The sequence below is a fragment of the uncultured Ralstonia sp. genome, from assembly GCA_913056305.1.
GTDB lineage: Bacteria > Pseudomonadota > Gammaproteobacteria > Burkholderiales > Burkholderiaceae > Ralstonia.
Map to the genome: position 1 here is coordinate 1 of CAJXMR010000002.1, position 16,286 is coordinate 16,286.

12 protein-coding genes are annotated in these 16,286 nt (G+C 67.5%); 7 read left to right on the forward strand and 5 right to left on the reverse strand.

What is annotated here, in order from left to right; translation table 11 throughout:
- From QZ609_RS00645 to QZ609_RS00655, 3 genes are all read right to left on the reverse strand, one after another.
- Positions 1-772: efflux RND transporter periplasmic adaptor subunit (locus QZ609_RS00645; protein WP_295489651.1), on the reverse strand; the 772-nt coding region annotated here is incomplete at its 3' end.
- Complete coding sequence (locus tag QZ609_RS00650; RefSeq protein WP_295489653.1) at positions 765-3,956, reverse strand: efflux RND transporter permease subunit; 3,192 nt, start codon at positions 3,954-3,956, stop codon at positions 765-767. The genes QZ609_RS00650 and QZ609_RS00645, both read right to left, overlap by 8 nt.
- Positions 3,957-4,138: 182 nt before the next feature.
- Positions 4,139-4,615 carry a MarR family transcriptional regulator gene (locus QZ609_RS00655; RefSeq protein WP_295489654.1) on the reverse strand — a complete coding sequence of 159 codons (477 nt, stop codon included), beginning with the start codon at positions 4,613-4,615 and terminating at the stop codon, positions 4,139-4,141.
- A gap of 202 nt (positions 4,616-4,817) precedes the next feature.
- On the opposite strand from QZ609_RS00655, the gene QZ609_RS00660 reads away from it, so the two are divergent.
- From QZ609_RS00660 to QZ609_RS00690, 7 genes are all read left to right on the forward strand, one after another.
- A complete protein-coding gene (locus tag QZ609_RS00660; RefSeq protein ID WP_295489655.1) occupies positions 4,818-5,651 on the forward strand; it encodes a p-hydroxycinnamoyl CoA hydratase/lyase in 834 nt (277 codons plus the stop codon).
- A gap of 83 nt (positions 5,652-5,734) precedes the next feature.
- Positions 5,735-7,186: an aldehyde dehydrogenase gene (locus tag QZ609_RS00665; protein WP_295489658.1), complete on the forward strand. Its 1,452-nt coding sequence runs from the start codon at positions 5,735-5,737 to the stop codon at positions 7,184-7,186.
- A 73-nt stretch (positions 7,187-7,259) separates the two neighbouring features.
- Positions 7,260-9,131, forward strand: a complete 1,872-nt coding sequence (locus QZ609_RS00670; RefSeq protein ID WP_295489825.1) for a feruloyl-CoA synthase — start codon at positions 7,260-7,262, stop codon at positions 9,129-9,131.
- A gap of 68 nt (positions 9,132-9,199) precedes the next feature.
- Positions 9,200-10,927, forward strand: coding sequence for a tannase/feruloyl esterase family alpha/beta hydrolase (locus QZ609_RS00675; RefSeq protein ID WP_295489660.1), 1,728 nt, complete (start codon positions 9,200-9,202; stop codon positions 10,925-10,927).
- 50 nt (positions 10,928-10,977) lie between these two features.
- Positions 10,978-12,207: a 3-(3-hydroxy-phenyl)propionate transporter MhpT gene (gene mhpT / locus QZ609_RS00680; protein ID WP_295489662.1), complete on the forward strand. Its 1,230-nt coding sequence runs from the start codon at positions 10,978-10,980 to the stop codon at positions 12,205-12,207.
- Positions 12,208-12,316: 109 nt separating this feature from the next.
- Positions 12,317-13,462 (forward strand): porin, encoded by a 1,146-nt coding sequence (locus QZ609_RS00685; RefSeq protein ID WP_295489664.1) that lies wholly within the window; start codon positions 12,317-12,319, stop codon positions 13,460-13,462.
- A 121-nt stretch (positions 13,463-13,583) separates the two neighbouring features.
- Positions 13,584-14,822 (forward strand): cystathionine gamma-synthase family protein, encoded by a 1,239-nt coding sequence (locus tag QZ609_RS00690; protein ID WP_295489666.1) that lies wholly within the window; start codon positions 13,584-13,586, stop codon positions 14,820-14,822.
- 60 nt (positions 14,823-14,882) lie between these two features.
- Here QZ609_RS00690 and maiA read toward each other — a convergent pair whose 3' ends face one another.
- Both maiA and QZ609_RS00700 read right to left on the reverse strand, forming a co-directional pair.
- Positions 14,883-15,524, reverse strand: a complete 642-nt coding sequence (maiA, locus tag QZ609_RS00695; RefSeq protein WP_295489669.1) for a maleylacetoacetate isomerase — start codon at positions 15,522-15,524, stop codon at positions 14,883-14,885.
- Positions 15,525-15,535: 11 nt separating this feature from the next.
- A complete protein-coding gene (locus tag QZ609_RS00700; protein WP_295489827.1) occupies positions 15,536-16,234 on the reverse strand; it encodes a fumarylacetoacetate hydrolase family protein in 699 nt (232 codons plus the stop codon).
- Positions 16,235-16,286: the final 52 nt, after the last annotated feature.

Here is a 16,286-nt window from a genome sequence, read left to right on the forward strand (position 1 = left end):
AGATGCGCAGCGGATCGGTCTGCGCCAGCGTGAACAGCTCGCGGTTGGCGCCCGCGTTGCCGGCGTTGACCAGCGCACCCACGTCGACATTGCGCTTGGTGACCACGCCCGCGAACGGCGCCACGATGCGGCGGAAGCCCTGCAGCTCCTGCAGGCGGCGCACGTTGGCCTCGGCGGCGGCCAGGTCGGCCTGCGACTGGTTGGCGGCGCTGCTGCGCTCATCCAGCTCCTGCTGCGAGACGGCGTCTTTCTGGCGCAGGTTTTGCCAGCGCGTGAGCGAGGTCTGTGCGAGCGCGCGGCGCGCGGCGGCCTGGTTGCGTGCGGCCTGCGCCTGGTTCAGCTCCTGGTCGACTTCCGGCGTGTCGAGCAGGGCCAGTACTTCGCCTTTCTCGACATGGGCGCCGATGTCCTTGAACCAGCGCAGCACGTAGCCGTTGGTGCGCGCGTAGATGGGCGATTCGACAAAGCCCTGCAGCGTGCCCGGCAGCGTCAGCTCGCGGCCACCGGCTGCTGGCTTGGGCACGATGGTGTTGACGTAGCGCGTCGATTGCGAGGCCACCTGCCGCTCCAGCGCATGCGCGTTGTAATAGCGGCTCACCAGCGTGCGCACCGCACCCAGCGCCAGCAGCACGGCAACGACGACCAGCACCCAGCGCGCCCGGCGCATGGCGCGGCCGCGGTCGACCTGCTCGATCGGGTCGACCGTGACGTGGTGGTGCGGCGGGCCTTCCGCCAGATGCCCGGAATGGGTGCCGGTGGTTTGCTCAGACATGTCCTTCGCTTCCCCGCAAATTGGTACGTCCGGCGGCGCGCCGCTGCAATCTGTTGTGCACGCTGGCAAACACCACCGGAACAAAAAACAAGGTCGAAACCGTGGCGAACAGCAGCCCGCCGATCACCGCGCGGCCCAGCGGCGCGTTCTGCTCGGCGCCTTCGCCCAGGCCCAGCGCCATCGGCACCATGCCGATGATCATCGCCAGGGCAGTCATCAGCACTGGGCGCAGGCGTGTGGAGCCTGCTTCCAGCGCTGCCTGCACCGGTGCGATGCCGTCATGCAAGCGCTCGCGCGCAAACGAGATCAGCAGGATCGAGTTGGCTGTGGCGACACCCATCGTCATGATCGCCCCTGTGAGCGACGGCACCGACAGCGTAGTCCCGGTCGTGAACAGCATCCATGCAATGCCCGCCAGCGCCGCCGGCAGCGCCGTCACGATGATCAGCGGGTCGATCCACGACTGGAAGTTCACCACGATCAGCAGGTAGACCAGCACGATCGCCATCACCAGCCCGACGCCCAGGCCGATGAAGGACGACTGCATCGTGCGCACCTGGCCACGCACCGTGATTTGCGCGCCGCGCGGCAGCTTGGGGCGGATCTCGTCGACGGCCTTCTGCACGTCCTTGGCGACCGCGCCCAGGTCGCGCCCCTGCACCGAGGCATAGACATCCACCACCGGCGTGATGTCGTAGTGCGACACCACCTGCGGCTGCACCCCCGGGCTCACCTGCACCAGGTTGCCGAGCAACTGCGGACCGCCCGGCTGCGCGGCGCCGCCGCCCGCGCCGGCCACCGGCGTGCGCAGCAGGGCGTCGAGCGAGTCGACCCGGTATTGTGGGCTCTGCACCGCCACCTGGTAGACCACGCCGTTGACGGGGTTCAGCCAGAAGGTGGGCGAGGTCTGGAAGCTGGAGCTGAGCGACACCAGCAGGTTCTGCGCCACGTCGCGCCCCTGCAGACCGACCTGCTGGATGCGCGTGCGGTCCATGTTGACAGCAAGCGTGGGCTGGTCGAAGCGCTGGTGCACGTGGGTGTCCACCGCGCCGGGAATCTGCTTGATGCGGTTGACCAGCATGCCCGCCAATTGCTGGTTGGTCGCGACGTCCGCCCCCGAGAACTGCACGTCGATGGCCGACGGCAGCCCGAAGTTCAGGATCTGGCTGACGATATCCGCTGGCTGGAAAGCGAACTCGACACCGGGGAAGCGCTTGGGCAGCTCTTCGCGCAGGCGGCGCACATACTCCGCGCTGGGTTTGCGCTCGCCCTCGTGCAAGGCGATCAGGATCTCGCCATCCAGCGTGCCGATGGTGCCGGCGTTGCTGTACGACAGGTTGATGCCCGAGTTGGGCACGCCCAGGTTGTCGAGCAGGGTGCCCAGCTCGTTCTTGGGGATGAGGGTGCGGATGGCGGCTTCCACCTCGTCGGCCAGACGCGCGGTCTCTTCGATGCGCAGGCCCGACGGCGCGCGCATGTGCAGGCGGATCTGGCCGGCGTCCACATCGGGGAAGAAGTCGCGGCCGAGCACCAGAACCAGCGCGCACGACGCCACGCAGAAGCCGAGGAACGATAGCGCGAACGTGCGACGGTGCTCCAGCAATACGCCCAGGATGGCGGCGTAGTTGCCGCGCATGTGCTCGAACTGCGTGTTGAAGGCCAGGTAGATGCGACGCATCACATTGGGCTTCTTGGCGTCTTCGGTATGGCCGGTCATCAGCATCATCACCAGCGTCGGCACCAGCGTGCGCGAGAGCACGTACGACGCCAGCATGGCGAAGATCACCGCCTCGGCCATCGGCACGAACAGGTAGCGCGCCACGCCGGTCAGGAAGAACATCGGCACGAACACGATGCAGATGCAAATGGTCGACACGAAGGCCGGCACCGCAATCTCAGCTGCGCCGTCGAGGATGGCGGTGACTGGCGCCTTGCCCTCGTGCAGGTGGCGCTCGATGTTCTCGATGGTGACGGTGGCGTCGTCCACCAAGATGCCGACCGCCAGCGCCAGGCCGCCCAGCGTCATCAGGTTGATGGTCTCGCCCAGCAGGTGCAGGACGATGATCGACGACAGAATCGACAGCGGAATCGACACGGCGATGATCGCCGTGCTGCGCCAGTTGCCGAGGAACAGCAGGATCATGGCTGCTGTCAGGCACGCGGCGATGATCGCCTCGCGGATCACCCCCTCGATGGCCGCTTTGACGAACAGCGATTGGTCAAACAGCGGCGTGATCTTGATGTCCTGCGGCAGCACCGACGCGGCCACCGGCAGCAGCTTGTAGATGTTGCTGACGATATCGAGCGTGGAGGCGCCGCCGTTCTTCAGGATGGACAACAGCACGCCGCGCTGGCCGTCCTGGCGCACCACGTTGGTCTGTGGCGAGAAGCCGTCGCGCACGTTGGCCACGTCGCCCAGGAACAGCGTGGCGCCGTTGCTGGTCTTGACCGGCATGGCGTTGAGTTGGGCGATGGTGCCAGGCGTGCCGTTGAGCGACACGGCGTATTCGGAGGCGTCGATCTTCTGCGTGCCGGCGGGCAGGATCAGGTTCTGCGCGCTCACCGCGTTGACGATGTCGGTGGGCGTGAGGCCCTGCGCCAGCAGCTTCTGCGTATCCAGGTCGACCGTGATCTGGCGGCTCTTGCCGCCGTACGGGAACGGCACCGCGATGCCCGGCACCGTGATCAGGCGCGGGCGCAGGAAGTTCAGCGTCGCGTCATTGAGCTCCTGCTCCGACAACGTGTTGGACGACAGCCCCAACTGCAGGATCGGGATGCTGGAGGCGGAGTACTTGATCACCAGCGGCGGCGTGGTGCCCGGCGGCAGCTGCCGCACCTGCGCCTGCGAGATCGCCACGATCTGCGCCAGCGCGGTCTGGATATTGGCGGTCGGCTGGAAGAAGACCTTGATGATGGCGACGCCGCCCAGCGACTGCGACTCGATGTGCTCGATGTCGTTGACGGTGGTCGTCAGGCTGCGCTCGGTGACGGTGACGATGCGGTCGGCCATCTCCTTGGACGGCAGCCCGTTGTAGTTCCAGATGATGCTGCAGACCGGAATGTCGATTTCCGGAAAGATGTCCGTCGCCATGCGCATTAGCACGAACGGCGTGGCCAGCAGAATCAGCAGCGCCAGGACGATGAAGGTCAGCGGCCTTCGCAGCGCGAGTTGGACGATCCACATGGTGGTGAGAGAGCTGCGGGCGGTGCGTCGATGGGGGCGTGGGCCGCTCTGACCGGCGGCGACTAATCATTCTAGCGCCGCGATGCCGCGATAAGAATGTTCCTATGATCAGACATTATTACAGTGCATAACGGCGCTTGCCGGGGCAGCTGAAGGCCCTGTCCCCCGCGCGGATGATGCCTTCAGCGCAGGTTGCGCGCGCACTGCAACAGCAGGTCGTGCAGCAGACCGGCGTGCTCGGCGTCGATCCCCTGCAGCATCTCCTGCTCCAGCTGGCGGACGGCTTCATCACAGAGCGCCAGCAGTGCAAGTGCTTCGTCGGTGAGGCCCAGCATGACGATGCGGCCGTGCGTCGGGTCCGGCGTGCGCGTGACCCAGCCGCGCGCTTCCATCGTCTTCACCACTTCGTTGGCCGATTGCGGCGACATGAACGAGCGCTCCGCCAGTTGCGCGTTCGACAGGCTGCCGCGCGCGTGCAACACCGACAGCGCGGTGAACTGCGGCACCGTCAGCCCGTGCGGTGCCAACGCCTCGCCCAGGCGGCGCTTGACGATGCGATCCGTACGGCCGATCAGGTAGGGCAGTCGGGCGGATGTTGCCGGAGCAGCATCCTGCGTGGGTTGCGGTGCGTTGGGGAGGATCTTCTTGGTGGCCGCCATGGCGTGTGGGGTGCGTCGCAGCTTGCAGATGTGCGCATTCTGCTACGTGTCATCCAGATCAGGGTTTACGGCAATGATAATCTCCTTGTTATATCAGGCTACCTGATATTAAATGGCCACCAAGCCAGCACGCACCGCACGCATCGCGGTCCGTGCCGCAGGTTGAGTGAATTCAGCAAGCCGACAGATCAAGGAGATGGAAATGGCTGACTACCAAGGGCGCTGGCAGACCGTGGACGTGAAGGTGGACCAGGGCATCGCCTGGGTCACGTTCAACCGCCCCGAGAAGCGTAACGCGATGAGCCCAACGCTCAACGCCGAGATGATCCAGGTGCTCGAAGCGCTGGAACTCGACGTCGACGCCCGCGTGCTGGTGCTGACCGGCGCCGGCGATGCGTGGACTGCCGGCATGGACCTGAAGGAATACTTCCGCGAGGTCGACGCCGGCCCCGAGATCCTGCAAGAGAAGATCCGCCGCGATGCCTGCCAGTGGCAGTGGAAGCTGCTGCGCATGTACGCCAAGCCGACCATCGCGATGGTCAACGGCTGGTGCTTCGGCGGCGGGTTCTCGCCGCTGGTGGCGTGCGACCTCGCCATCGCCGCGGATGAAGCCGTGTTTGGCCTGTCGGAAATCAACTGGGGCATTCCGCCGGGCAACCTCGTCAGCAAGGCCATGGCCGATACCGTGGGCCACCGCCAGGCGCTGTACTACATCATGACCGGCGACACCTTCACCGGCCAGCAGGCCGCCGCCATGGGCCTTGTGAACGAGAGCGTGCCGCGCGTCCACCTGCGTGCCCGCACCGTGGCGGTGGCCGAGAAGCTGCTCGAAAAGAACCCCGTGGTGCTGCGCGCCGCCAAGCACGGCTTCAAGCGCAGCCGCGAGCTGACCTGGGAGCAGAACGAGGACTACCTGTACGCCAAGCTGGACCAGGCCACGCTGCGCGATCCCGAGCACGGCCGCGAGCAGGGCTTGAAGCAGTTCCTCGACGAGAAGTCGATCAAGCCGGGCCTGCAGGCGTACAAGCGCGCCTGATCCGATCACCGATCACGTTCACCACGCCCCCAAATCCATCGCGCAGGCGCGCGAACACAGCGCGCCGCCCCGGAGACGATTCCATGCATGACGTGCCCCTGCTGATCGGCGGACAAAGCCGGCCGGCTGCTAACGGCGCCACCTACGAGCGCCGCAACCCCGTGACTGATGCGCCGGTTTCGCGCGCGCCTGCTGCAACGCCGGACGACGCGGATGCCGCCGTGCAGGCCGCCGCCGAGGCCTTCCCCGCGTGGGCCGCGCTGCCGCCGGGCGAGCGCCGTAGGCGCTTGCTGAAGGCGGCTGACCTGATGGACCAGCACACCGATGCCTTCATCCGCATCGGCGTGGCCGAGACGGGCGCGATGCCCAACTGGATCGGCTTCAACGTCATGCTGGCCGCCAACATGCTGCGTGAGGCGGCCGCCATGACCACGCAGATCGACGGCAGCGTGATCCCGTCGGATGTGCCCGGCAACTTTGCCATGGCGGTGCGCCAGCCGTGCGGCGTGGTGCTCGGCATTGCGCCGTGGAATGCGCCGGTCATTCTCGGCACGCGCGCGCTTGCGATGCCGCTGGCATGCGGCAATACGGTGGTGCTCAAGGCCTCCGAGGCATGCCCCGGCGTGCATCGGCTGATCGGCACCGTGCTGCACGAGGCGGGGCTGGGCGATGGCGTGGTCAATGTCGTGACTAACGCGCCGGCGGATGCTGCGCAGGTGGTCGAGCGCCTGATCGCGCATCCGGCCGTGCGGCGCGTGAACTTCACCGGCTCCACGCACGTGGGGCGCATCATCGCGCAGCATGCTGCGCGGCACCTGAAGCCGGCGCTGCTGGAGCTGGGCGGCAAGGCGCCGGTGGTGGTGCTCGACGATGCCGACCTCGATGCAGTGGTCGATGCCGTGGCCTTTGGCGCGTTCTTCAACCAGGGGCAGATCTGCATGTCGACCGAGCGCGTGATTGCCGATCGCAAGATTGCCGATGCGCTGGTCGACAAGCTGGCCGCCAAGGCGCGCACGCTGCGTGCCGGTGACCCGACCGACCCGACATCCGTGCTAGGCGCGATGGTCAGCATAGATGCCGCCAAGCGCGTGCAGGCGCTCGTTGAAGACGCCCGCGCGCACGGCGCCGCGTTGCCGGTGGGCCTGCACGTGGACGGCGCCATCGTGCAGCCGGCGATCGTCGATGGCGTGACGCCGGCCATGCGGCTGTACCGCGAGGAATCGTTCGGCCCGGTGGTGACGGTGGCGTGTGTAGACGGCGATGAGGACGCGATCCGCCTGGCCAACGACAGCGAATACGGCTTGTCGGCCTCGGTGTTCAGCCGCGACGTCTCGCGCGCGATGCAGGTGGCGCAACGGATCGAATCCGGCATCTGCCACATCAACGGCCCGACCGTGCATGACGAGGCGCAGATGCCGTTCGGCGGCGTGAAGAGCAGCGGCTATGGCCGCTTCGGCGGCAAGGCATCGATCGCGGAGTTCACCGAGCTGCGTTGGGTGACGCTGCAGAACACGCCGCGCCACTACCCGATCTGAAGTTCCGCAGCCGCCCATCCAACACCATAACCAGGGCGGCGCTTTCAGGAGACAAGACGTGGATCACGTCGAGATGCAGGTCCAGACCGGGCATCACACGCCGCCCCCGGCCGGTGTGCCCTATCGCCCCGTTGCCGTGCACGACGCGCCGGTGCGCTGCGAGACCGACGGCGCCGTCTGGCACGTGCGCAATACCGAGCCGCTGGCCGACCATCCGCAGCGCATGACCGATTGCCTCGTGGCGGGCGCCCAGCGTCACCCGGAGCGCGTGCTGGCTGCGCGGCGCGGGCCGGACGGCGTCTGGATCAAGCTGACCTACCGCGAGATGCTGGAGCGCGCCCGTGCAATCGGCCAGGCGCTGTTGGACCGTGGCGTGTCTGCCGAGCGCCCGCTCGCGATCCTGTCCGGCAATGACCTGGAGCATCTGCAGTTGGCGCTGGGCGCGATGTGGGCGGGCGTGCCCTACGCGCCGGTGTCGCCGCCATATGCGCTGGTGTCGACCGATTTCGGCAAGCTGCGGCACGTGTTCGACGTGCTCACGCCGGGGCTCGTGTATGCGGCGGATGGCGGCGCCTTCGACAAGGCCATCGACGCGGTGGTGCCGGAGGGCATCGAGGTCATCACGCGCGATGGTGTGCTGCCGGGCCGTACGGTCACCGCCTTCGATACGCTGCTGCAGACACCCGTGACCACGGCCGACGCCGCACAGGCCGACGTCGGGCCCGACACGCTGGTGAAGATCCTCTTCACCTCGGGCTCCACGCGTAGCCCTAAGGCCGTGCCGACCACGCACCGCATGCTGTGCAGCAACCAGCAGATGCTGCGCCAGACCATTCCCGAATTTGCCAAGGAACCGCCGGTGCTGGTGGACTGGCTGCCCTGGAACCACACCTTCGGCGGCAGCCACAACGTCGGCATCGTGCTCTACAACGGCGGCACGCTGTTTATCGACGATGGCCGACCGGTGCCCGGCAAGTTCGACGAGACCCTGCGCAACCTGCACGAGATCGCGCCCACGGCGTACTTCAACGTGCCGAAGGGTTGGGAGGAGCTGGGGCTGGCGCTGGAGCGGGACGCCGCGCTGCGCGAGATGTTTTTCTCGCGCGTGAAGCTCTACTTCTTCGGCGGCGCGGGCCTGTCGCAGGAGGCGTGGGACCGGCTGGAGCGCGTGACCGGCGAGCACTGCGGCGAGCGCATCCGGATCATGGCCGGCCTGGGCATGACCGAGACCTCGCCGTGCTGCCTGTTCACCACCGGCCCGATCATGCGCGCGGGCTATGTCGGCACGCCGGCGCCGGGCTGCGAGTTGAAGCTCGTGCCGGTGGGCGGCAAGCTAGAAGCGCGCTTTCGCGGGCCGCACGTGATGCGCGGCTATTGGCGCCTGGGCGAAGAATCGGCCGCGCCCGTCTTCGACGAAGAGGGCTACTACTGCAGCGGCGATGCATTGCGCTTCTTCGATCCGGCGCATCCCGAGAAGGGCTTGGTCTTCGACGGCCGCATCGCTGAAGACTTCAAGCTCAGCTCCGGCACCTTCGTGAGCGTCGGCCCGCTGCGTGCACGGGTGATCGCCAGCGGCGCACCGCATGTGCAGGATGTGGTGATCGCCGGCATGAACCGTGACGACATCGGCTTGCTGGTGTTTCCGCAGATGGAGTCGTGCCGGTGCCTATCCGGCCTGCCGCCAACTGCGGGCGTGGCCGATGTGCTGGCCGCACCGGCGGTGCGCGTCGCGTTTGCCGCGCTGCTGCGCACACTGAACGCCACGGCCACCGGCAGCGCGACGCGCGTGGCGCGGCTGCTGCTGCTCGACGCGCCGCCGTCGCTGGACCGTGGCGAGATCACCGACAAGGGCACGCTGAATCAGCGCGCCGTGCTGACCCACCGTGCAGACCGCGTCGACGCACTGTATCGCGAGGGCGATCCCGCCGTGATCCGCGCAGGCTGACTTAGCCGTACTCGCAACGCATCAGACCGAACCGGCACAGACCGGTTTATCCACCCAGGAGGAGACTCATGAAGACCGTCATGTCACGGGGCATGGCGCTGGCCGCGCTCGCCCTTGCGCTGAGCTGCGCCGGCTGCAACGACGATAGCGCAGGCGACACGCTGCCACAGCTCACCGCCGCCACCGGCATGAACCTCGCCGCCACGTGCGAGAGCTTTACCGGCAAGCTGAGCTTTGCCAACACCAACGTCACCGCCATCTCGACGGTCGCTGCTGGCACCTTGAACGTGGCCGGCAGCGCCGTTCCCGAGCACTGCCTGATCACCGGCACGATGAACACGCGGGTGAGCCCGGTGGATGGCAAGACTTACGCCATTGGCTTCGAAATGCGCCTGCCCAAGGCCTGGAACGGCCGCTTCTACTACCAAGCCAACGGCGGGCTCGATGGCTCGGTGCTGACGGCACTCGGTGCGCTGGGCGGCGGGCCGATCAGCAGTGCGCTGGGCGCTGGGTTTGCCGCCATCAGTTCGGACGCGGGGCACAACGGCAGCCAGGTACCGCTGTTCGGCCTGGACCCGCAAGCGCGCCTGGACTACGGCTACAACGCCGTCGCCACGCTCACGCCGATGGCCAAGTCGATGATCGCGCAGGTGTATGGCAAGGCACCGGATCGCAGCTACTTCGGTGGCTGCTCGAACGGCGGGCGCCATGCGATGGTGGCGGCCGCGCGTTCGGCCAATGCGTACGACGGCATTCTCGCCGGCGATCCTGGCTTCCACCTGCCAAAGGCGGCCATCAACGAGGTGTACAGCGCGCAGCAGCTGGCGACGGTGGCGACCGGCAACACGAGTGCTGGCACGCCCGACATCACCACCTCGCTCACCACCACGGAGCGCGCCATGGTGGCCAGCCACATCCTCGCCAAATGCGATGCGCTGGACGGCACCACCGATGGCATGGTGAACAACCTCGCAGCCTGCCAGTCGGCCTTCAGCCTTGCCACCGACGTGCCAACTTGCGCAGGCACGCGTGACGGCACCTGCCTTACCGCCGCGCAGAAGACCGTGGTCGCCAACCTGTTTGCCGGCGCGCGCAACAGCGCGGGGCAGGCGCTGTACTCGGGCTTTCCGTTCGATGCCGGCATCAGCGGCAGCAACTGGGCTGGGTGGAAGCAGGGCAACTCGATCAAGCTCGATCCGGCGGCGCTGGCCTTTGTCTTCACCACCACGCCGCAGCCGGCTTCGGCGATCACCTCGCTCACGGCCTACGGGCTGGCGTTCAGCATGGATACCGACGCGCCCAAGATTTTCGCCACCGACGCCACGTATACCGAATCGGCGTGGTCGTTCATGACGCCGCCCGACGAGACCAACCTCAGCACGCTCAAGCTGCGCGGCGCCAAGCTGATGGTCTATCACGGCACCAGTGATCCGGTGTTCTCCTCCGACGACACCACCAACTGGTATCAGCGCCTGGCCGCCGCCAATGGTGGCGACGCCAGCAACTTTGCACGCTTCTATCCGGTGCCCGGCATGAACCACTGCTCGGGCGGCCCGACTGCCGACCAGTTCGACATGCTGACCCCGCTGGTGGCCTGGGTGGAGCAGGGCGTCGCCCCCGACAGCGTGGTCGCCACCGCGCGCGGGTCGTCCAACGCCGTGCCCAACACCGAAGTGCCGAGCGACTGGAACGCCGCAGGCCATGACCGCACGCGCCCGCTGTGCGCCTATCCCAAGATGGCGCGCTACATCGGCACCGGCAACATCAACGACGCGTCCAGCTTCCGCTGCGAATGACGTCCGCCCCGCAACCATTCGGCCATCCCCAACATCCGGAAGGAGACGCCATGCAATCCACCACCCCTACGACACTGCGCCGGGAGGCCGCCGGCCCCGGCGTCGCCATGACCCTTGGGCTGTGTTTCATCGTCGCGCTGCTGGAGGGGCTCGACCTGCAATCGATCGGCGTGGCCGCGCCGCGCATGGCGCGCGAGTTCGGCCTGTCGGTCGGGCAGATGGGCCTGGCTTTCAGCGCGGGCACCTTCGGCCTGCTGCCCGGCGCCATGCTGGGCGGGCGCCTGGCCGATCGCATCGGCCGCAAGCGCGTGCTGATCCTGGCCACGGCGCTGTTTGGCCTCTTCTCGATCGCCACCGCGCAGGTGTGGGATTTCAACAGCCTCCTGATGATTCGCGTGGCCACCGGCATCGGCCTGGGCGCGGCCATGCCCAACCTGATCGCGCTGTGCGCCGAGGCCGTGCCCACGCGCCTGCGCAACACCGCCGTGAGCGTGATGTACTGCGGCATTCCGTTCGGCGGGGCCATCGCGGCGGTGGTCGGCATGCTGAGCACGGGCGATAGCGGCTGGCGCCACATCTTCTACGTGGGCGGTTTTGGCCCGCTGGTGGTGGTGCCCCTGTTGCTGACGCTACAGGAGTCGCGCCGTTTCGACAGTGCGCAGCGAGGCGCCGGTGCCATCCAGCCGCCGCCGGTGTCATGGGCGCTGTTCGGCGAACGGCGCCTGGCGGCCACGCTGTGCCTGTGGGTCAGCTATTTCTTCACGCTGATCGTGCTGTATTTCCTGCTCAACTGGCTGCCCTCGTTGATGGCCGCGCAGGGGCTAAGTCGCCCGCAGGTGGGCATGGTGCAGATCCTCTTCAATATCGGCGGCGGCGCGGGGGCGCTGGGTATCGGCATGCTGATGGACGCGGCGCGTCCGCGTTGGGTGGTGTCGGGCATGTACGTGGGCATCATCGCTGCGCTGTCGCTGCTGGCGGCGGCCGGGGGCATGGCATCGATGTCGGCGGGCGCCTTCATGGCGGGGCTGTTCGTGATCGGCGCGCAGTCGGTGCTGTATGCGCTGGCCGCAGCGTACTACCCGACGGCGGTGCGCGGCACCGGCGTGGGCGCGGCGGTGGCGGTAGGCCGGCTGGGCTCGATCGCCGGGCCGCTGTTGGCCGGACAGCTGCTGGCGATGGGGCAGCACTCGACCACAATCATTGGGGCGAGCATCCCCGTCACCATCGTCGCCGCGCTGGCTGCGCTGCTGCTGCTCAAGCGGCCGCGCGCGCAGGACTAGCGCATCCCACCTTCGCGCCATCTGTCCGGATGGCGCTTCCACGCATTCCAAACCGCTAGCCCGCCAGACATGGGGGGCGGGACCGGCTCGACCCTAGGAGGGGCCCCTCATGCTGCACACCACTTCGCGCGCCAACGTAGCGCGCCTGCGCTGCCTCGCCCTGGCGGCGCTTGCACTTGCCAGCGGCGCGGCCAGCGCGCAGAGCGTCACGCTCTACGGCCTGATCGACACCGGCATCGAATACGTCAGCCACGCCAATGCCAACGGCAACGGTCTCGTGCGTATCCCCGCCGTGACGGGCACGCTGCCTTCACGCTGGGGCCTGCGCGGCACGGAAGACCTTGGCAACGGCATCAAGGCCGTGTTCATGCTGGAGAGCGGCTTCAACACCAATACCGGCACGTCTGGCCAGGGCGGGCGCCTGTTTGGTCGCCAGGCGTGGGTGGGCTTGGCCAGCGACTATGGCACCGTCACGCTGGGCCGCCAGTACAGCATGGTCTTCTTGTCGCTGGCCGACGCTGACGTCCTCGGCCCCAGCCAATACGCGATTGGCTCGCTTGACGCGTACATCCCCAACGCGCGCACCGACAACACGGTGGCCTACAAAGGCACCTTCGGCGGTTTGACGGTGGGCGCGACGTACTCGTTCGGCCGCGATGCCGCCGGCGGTGTGCCGGCCTCCGGCACCTGCGCCGGGCAGCAGGCAGGCAGCGCATCGTCGTGCCGCACGGTGTCGGCGATGGTGAAATACGATGCCGCCACCTTCGGCATGGCGGGCGCCTTCGAAGAGCAGCGCGGCGGCACCGGTGCCACAGCCTTCTTCTTCAACGGCAGCGCGCCGATCCCGTTTGCCGACGCCGGCGACAAGGACCGCCGCATCGTCGCCAACGGCTACGTGAAGCTCGGTGGCGCCAAGCTCGGCGTCGGCTGGATCCGCCGCGACGTGGTCGTTCCCACGGGCGACGTGCGCTCCAACCTCTACTTCGTCAACGGCAGCACTCCGCTCACCGGTGCGCTCACGCTGGATGCCGGCCTATTCCGCATCATCAATGCGGACCAGAGCCGCAGCGCGACCATGGCAGTGCTGCGCGGTGTCTACGCGCTGTCCAAGCGCACCGCACTCTACGCGCAGACAGGCTATCTGTGGAACAGCGCCAATGCGCAGTACTCGGTCAGCGGGGGCGGCGGCGGTACCACGCCGGGCAAGGGTATGAACCAGCTCGGGGCGATGGTGGGGATGCGGACGGCGTTCTGAGGTGGAGGTGATGAGGTGGTCGTCTGGCCCAGGCATCGACAGATGTGACAACGGCAACGCGTGGGGCGGCGGATTTCGCGCGATAATCATCCGCTTTAGCGTCCCATCTCTGCCCGCCGCCATGAAACCCGGACTGACCACCGCCCTCCTGCACGCCGACCGCGAGGCCGGCAACGAGCACTACGCCGTCCACAAGCCGCTGCATACGTCCACCACCTACGGCTATACCGACACGCGCGAGCTGATCGACGTGTTCCAGGGCAAGCCCGGCTACACCTACGCGCGCCAGGGCAACCCGACCACGGCCGCGCTGGAAGCCAAGATCACGATGATGGAAGACGGCCTGGCGACGTCGTGCTTCGCCACCGGCATGGCCGCCGTGGTGGCGGTGTTTTCGACCATGCTGCGTGCGGGCGACCACGTGGTGTCCAGTGCCTTCCTGTTCGGCAACACCAACAGCGTGTTCGAGACGCTGCGGCACATGGGCGTGGAGGTGACCTTTGTCGATGCCACCTCCGCCCAGGCCGTGGCCGATGCCATCCAGCCGAATACGCGCCTGGTGTTCGTGGAAACCATCGCCAACCCGCGCACACAGGTGGCGGACTTGAAGGGCATCGGCGCGATCTGCAAGGCGCGCGGCCTGCTGTATGTGGTCGACAGCACGATGACCTCGCCGTGGCTGTTCCGCGGGCGCGATGTGCAGGCCAGCCTGGTGGTGCACTCGCTGTCGAAGTACATCGGCGGCCACGGCAATGCGCTGGGCGGCGCGGTGGTCGATACCGGCCTGTTCGACTGGACGACGTATCCGAACATCTTCCCGGCCTACCGCAAGGCCAAGCCGGAAATGCAGGGCATCCAGCAGATCCGCAAGAAGGGTCTGCGCGATCAGGGCGCGACGCTCATTGCGGACGCCGCACACCGCATCGCCATCGGCGCCGAGACCATGGCCCTGCGCGTGGACCGCACCTGCAGCAACGCGCTGGCCCTGGCCCGCACGCTGGCCGCGCACCCGAAGGTCGCGCGCGTCTACTACCCCGGCCTGCCCGAGCACCCCGAGCATGCCCGCGCCACCGAGCTGTTCCGCCACTACGGGGGCCTGCTGAGCTTCGAGCTGGTGGACGGCGCCGACTATGTCGACATGCTCAACCACCTGCGCTACGCCGTGCGCGCCACCCACCTGGGCGACACGCGCACGCTGGTGATTCCCGTCGCACCGACCATCTATTGGGAGATGGGCGCCGAGCGCCGCGCGTCGATGGGCATTGCCGATTCGCTGGTGCGTGTATCGGTCGGCATCGAGGATGAGGCGGACCTGCTGGCGGACTTTACGCAGGCACTGGACGCGACCAGCGTGGCTTGAGTCGTCCCCGCTCCGCGACCTTGCACCTCCCGAGTGCGCGGGTCGCGAAGCTGTCGGGCATCAGGCCGTGAAATCCGGCTGCCGCGCGGGGGCGGCGTCCATAAAGGCCGGGTGCGTGATGGCGTGTGCGTAGACTGCCATTGCGCGTTCAAAGCGGTCGAGCGGACAGCCCGCGCGCAACGCGTTGGCAATCTGCGGCACCAGCGTCACGTCCGCCAGCGTGGGTGCGTCGCCGAAGCACCACGGGCCACGGCCATAGCGTGCAAGCAAGCGTTCGACCGTCGCCAGCCCTTCGTCGATCCAATGCCGGTACCACGCGTCCTTCTGCTCCGGCGTCACCTTCAACACTTCCTGCAGATAGCGCAGCACGCGCAGGTTGTTGACGGGATGGATGTCGCAGGCGATGGCGTTGACTAGCTCCAGCATGCGTGCCCGCTGCAGCGGCTCGCGCGGAATGAGGCGCGGCTCAGGGTGACGTGCATCGAGGTAATCGAGGATCGCCAGCGACTGGCTCAAGCGCACATCGCCCTCGACCCAAGCCGGCACGCTCGCAGATGGATTGACCTGCCCGACATAGGCGTCAGCACGGTGCTCGCCCGCGCGGATGTTGACCGGCACGGTGTCATACGGCAGCCCCTTGAGGGCCAGCGCGATGCGCACGCGATATGACGTCGAGCTGTTGAAGAAGCTGTAGAGCTGCATGGCGCGGCCACTCAGACGATGCGGGCTTTCAGCTCGCCCAGGCCATCGATGCCCGTGACGATGTTGTCGCCCGGCTTGACGGCGCCCACGCCTTCCGGTGTGCCCGTGTAGATCACGTCGCCTGGCTCCAGCCGGAAGAACTGCGACAGGTACGCCACCGTTTCCGCCACCGACCAGATCAGGTGCGACACGTCGCTGCGCTGCTTCGACTCACCGTTGACGGTCAGCCAGATGCCGGCCTGCTGCGGGTGGCCAACCTCGCTGGCCGGGTGGATCGGGCCCATCGGCGCGGAGACATCGAAGGCCTTGCCGATCTCCCACGGGCGGCCCATCTCGCGCATCTTCATCTGCAGGTCGCGCCGGGTCATGTCCAGGCCGACGGCGTAGCCCCAGACGTAGTCGAGCGCGCTGTCCAAGGGGATGTCGGCACCGGATTTGCCGATCACGGCCACCAGCTCGGCTTCGTAGTGGTAGTTCTGCGTTTGCGACGGATAGGGCAGGTCCAGGGTTTGTCCATCGGCCACCGGCACGATGGCGTCGGCGGGCTTGCAGAAGAAGAAGGGCGGCTCGCGATCGGGGTCAAAGCCCATCTCGCGCGCGTGCGCGGCGTAGTTGCGGCCGACGCAGTAGACGCGGCGCACGGCAAACTGCGCGTCGCTGCCGGCAACGGGAACGGCGGTGAGGGCGGGGGGCGTGAAGACGTAGGTCATAGCGGGTTCAGTCATGTCGCAAGGGTGAGCAGGGCCGGCGGCAGCGCCGGTT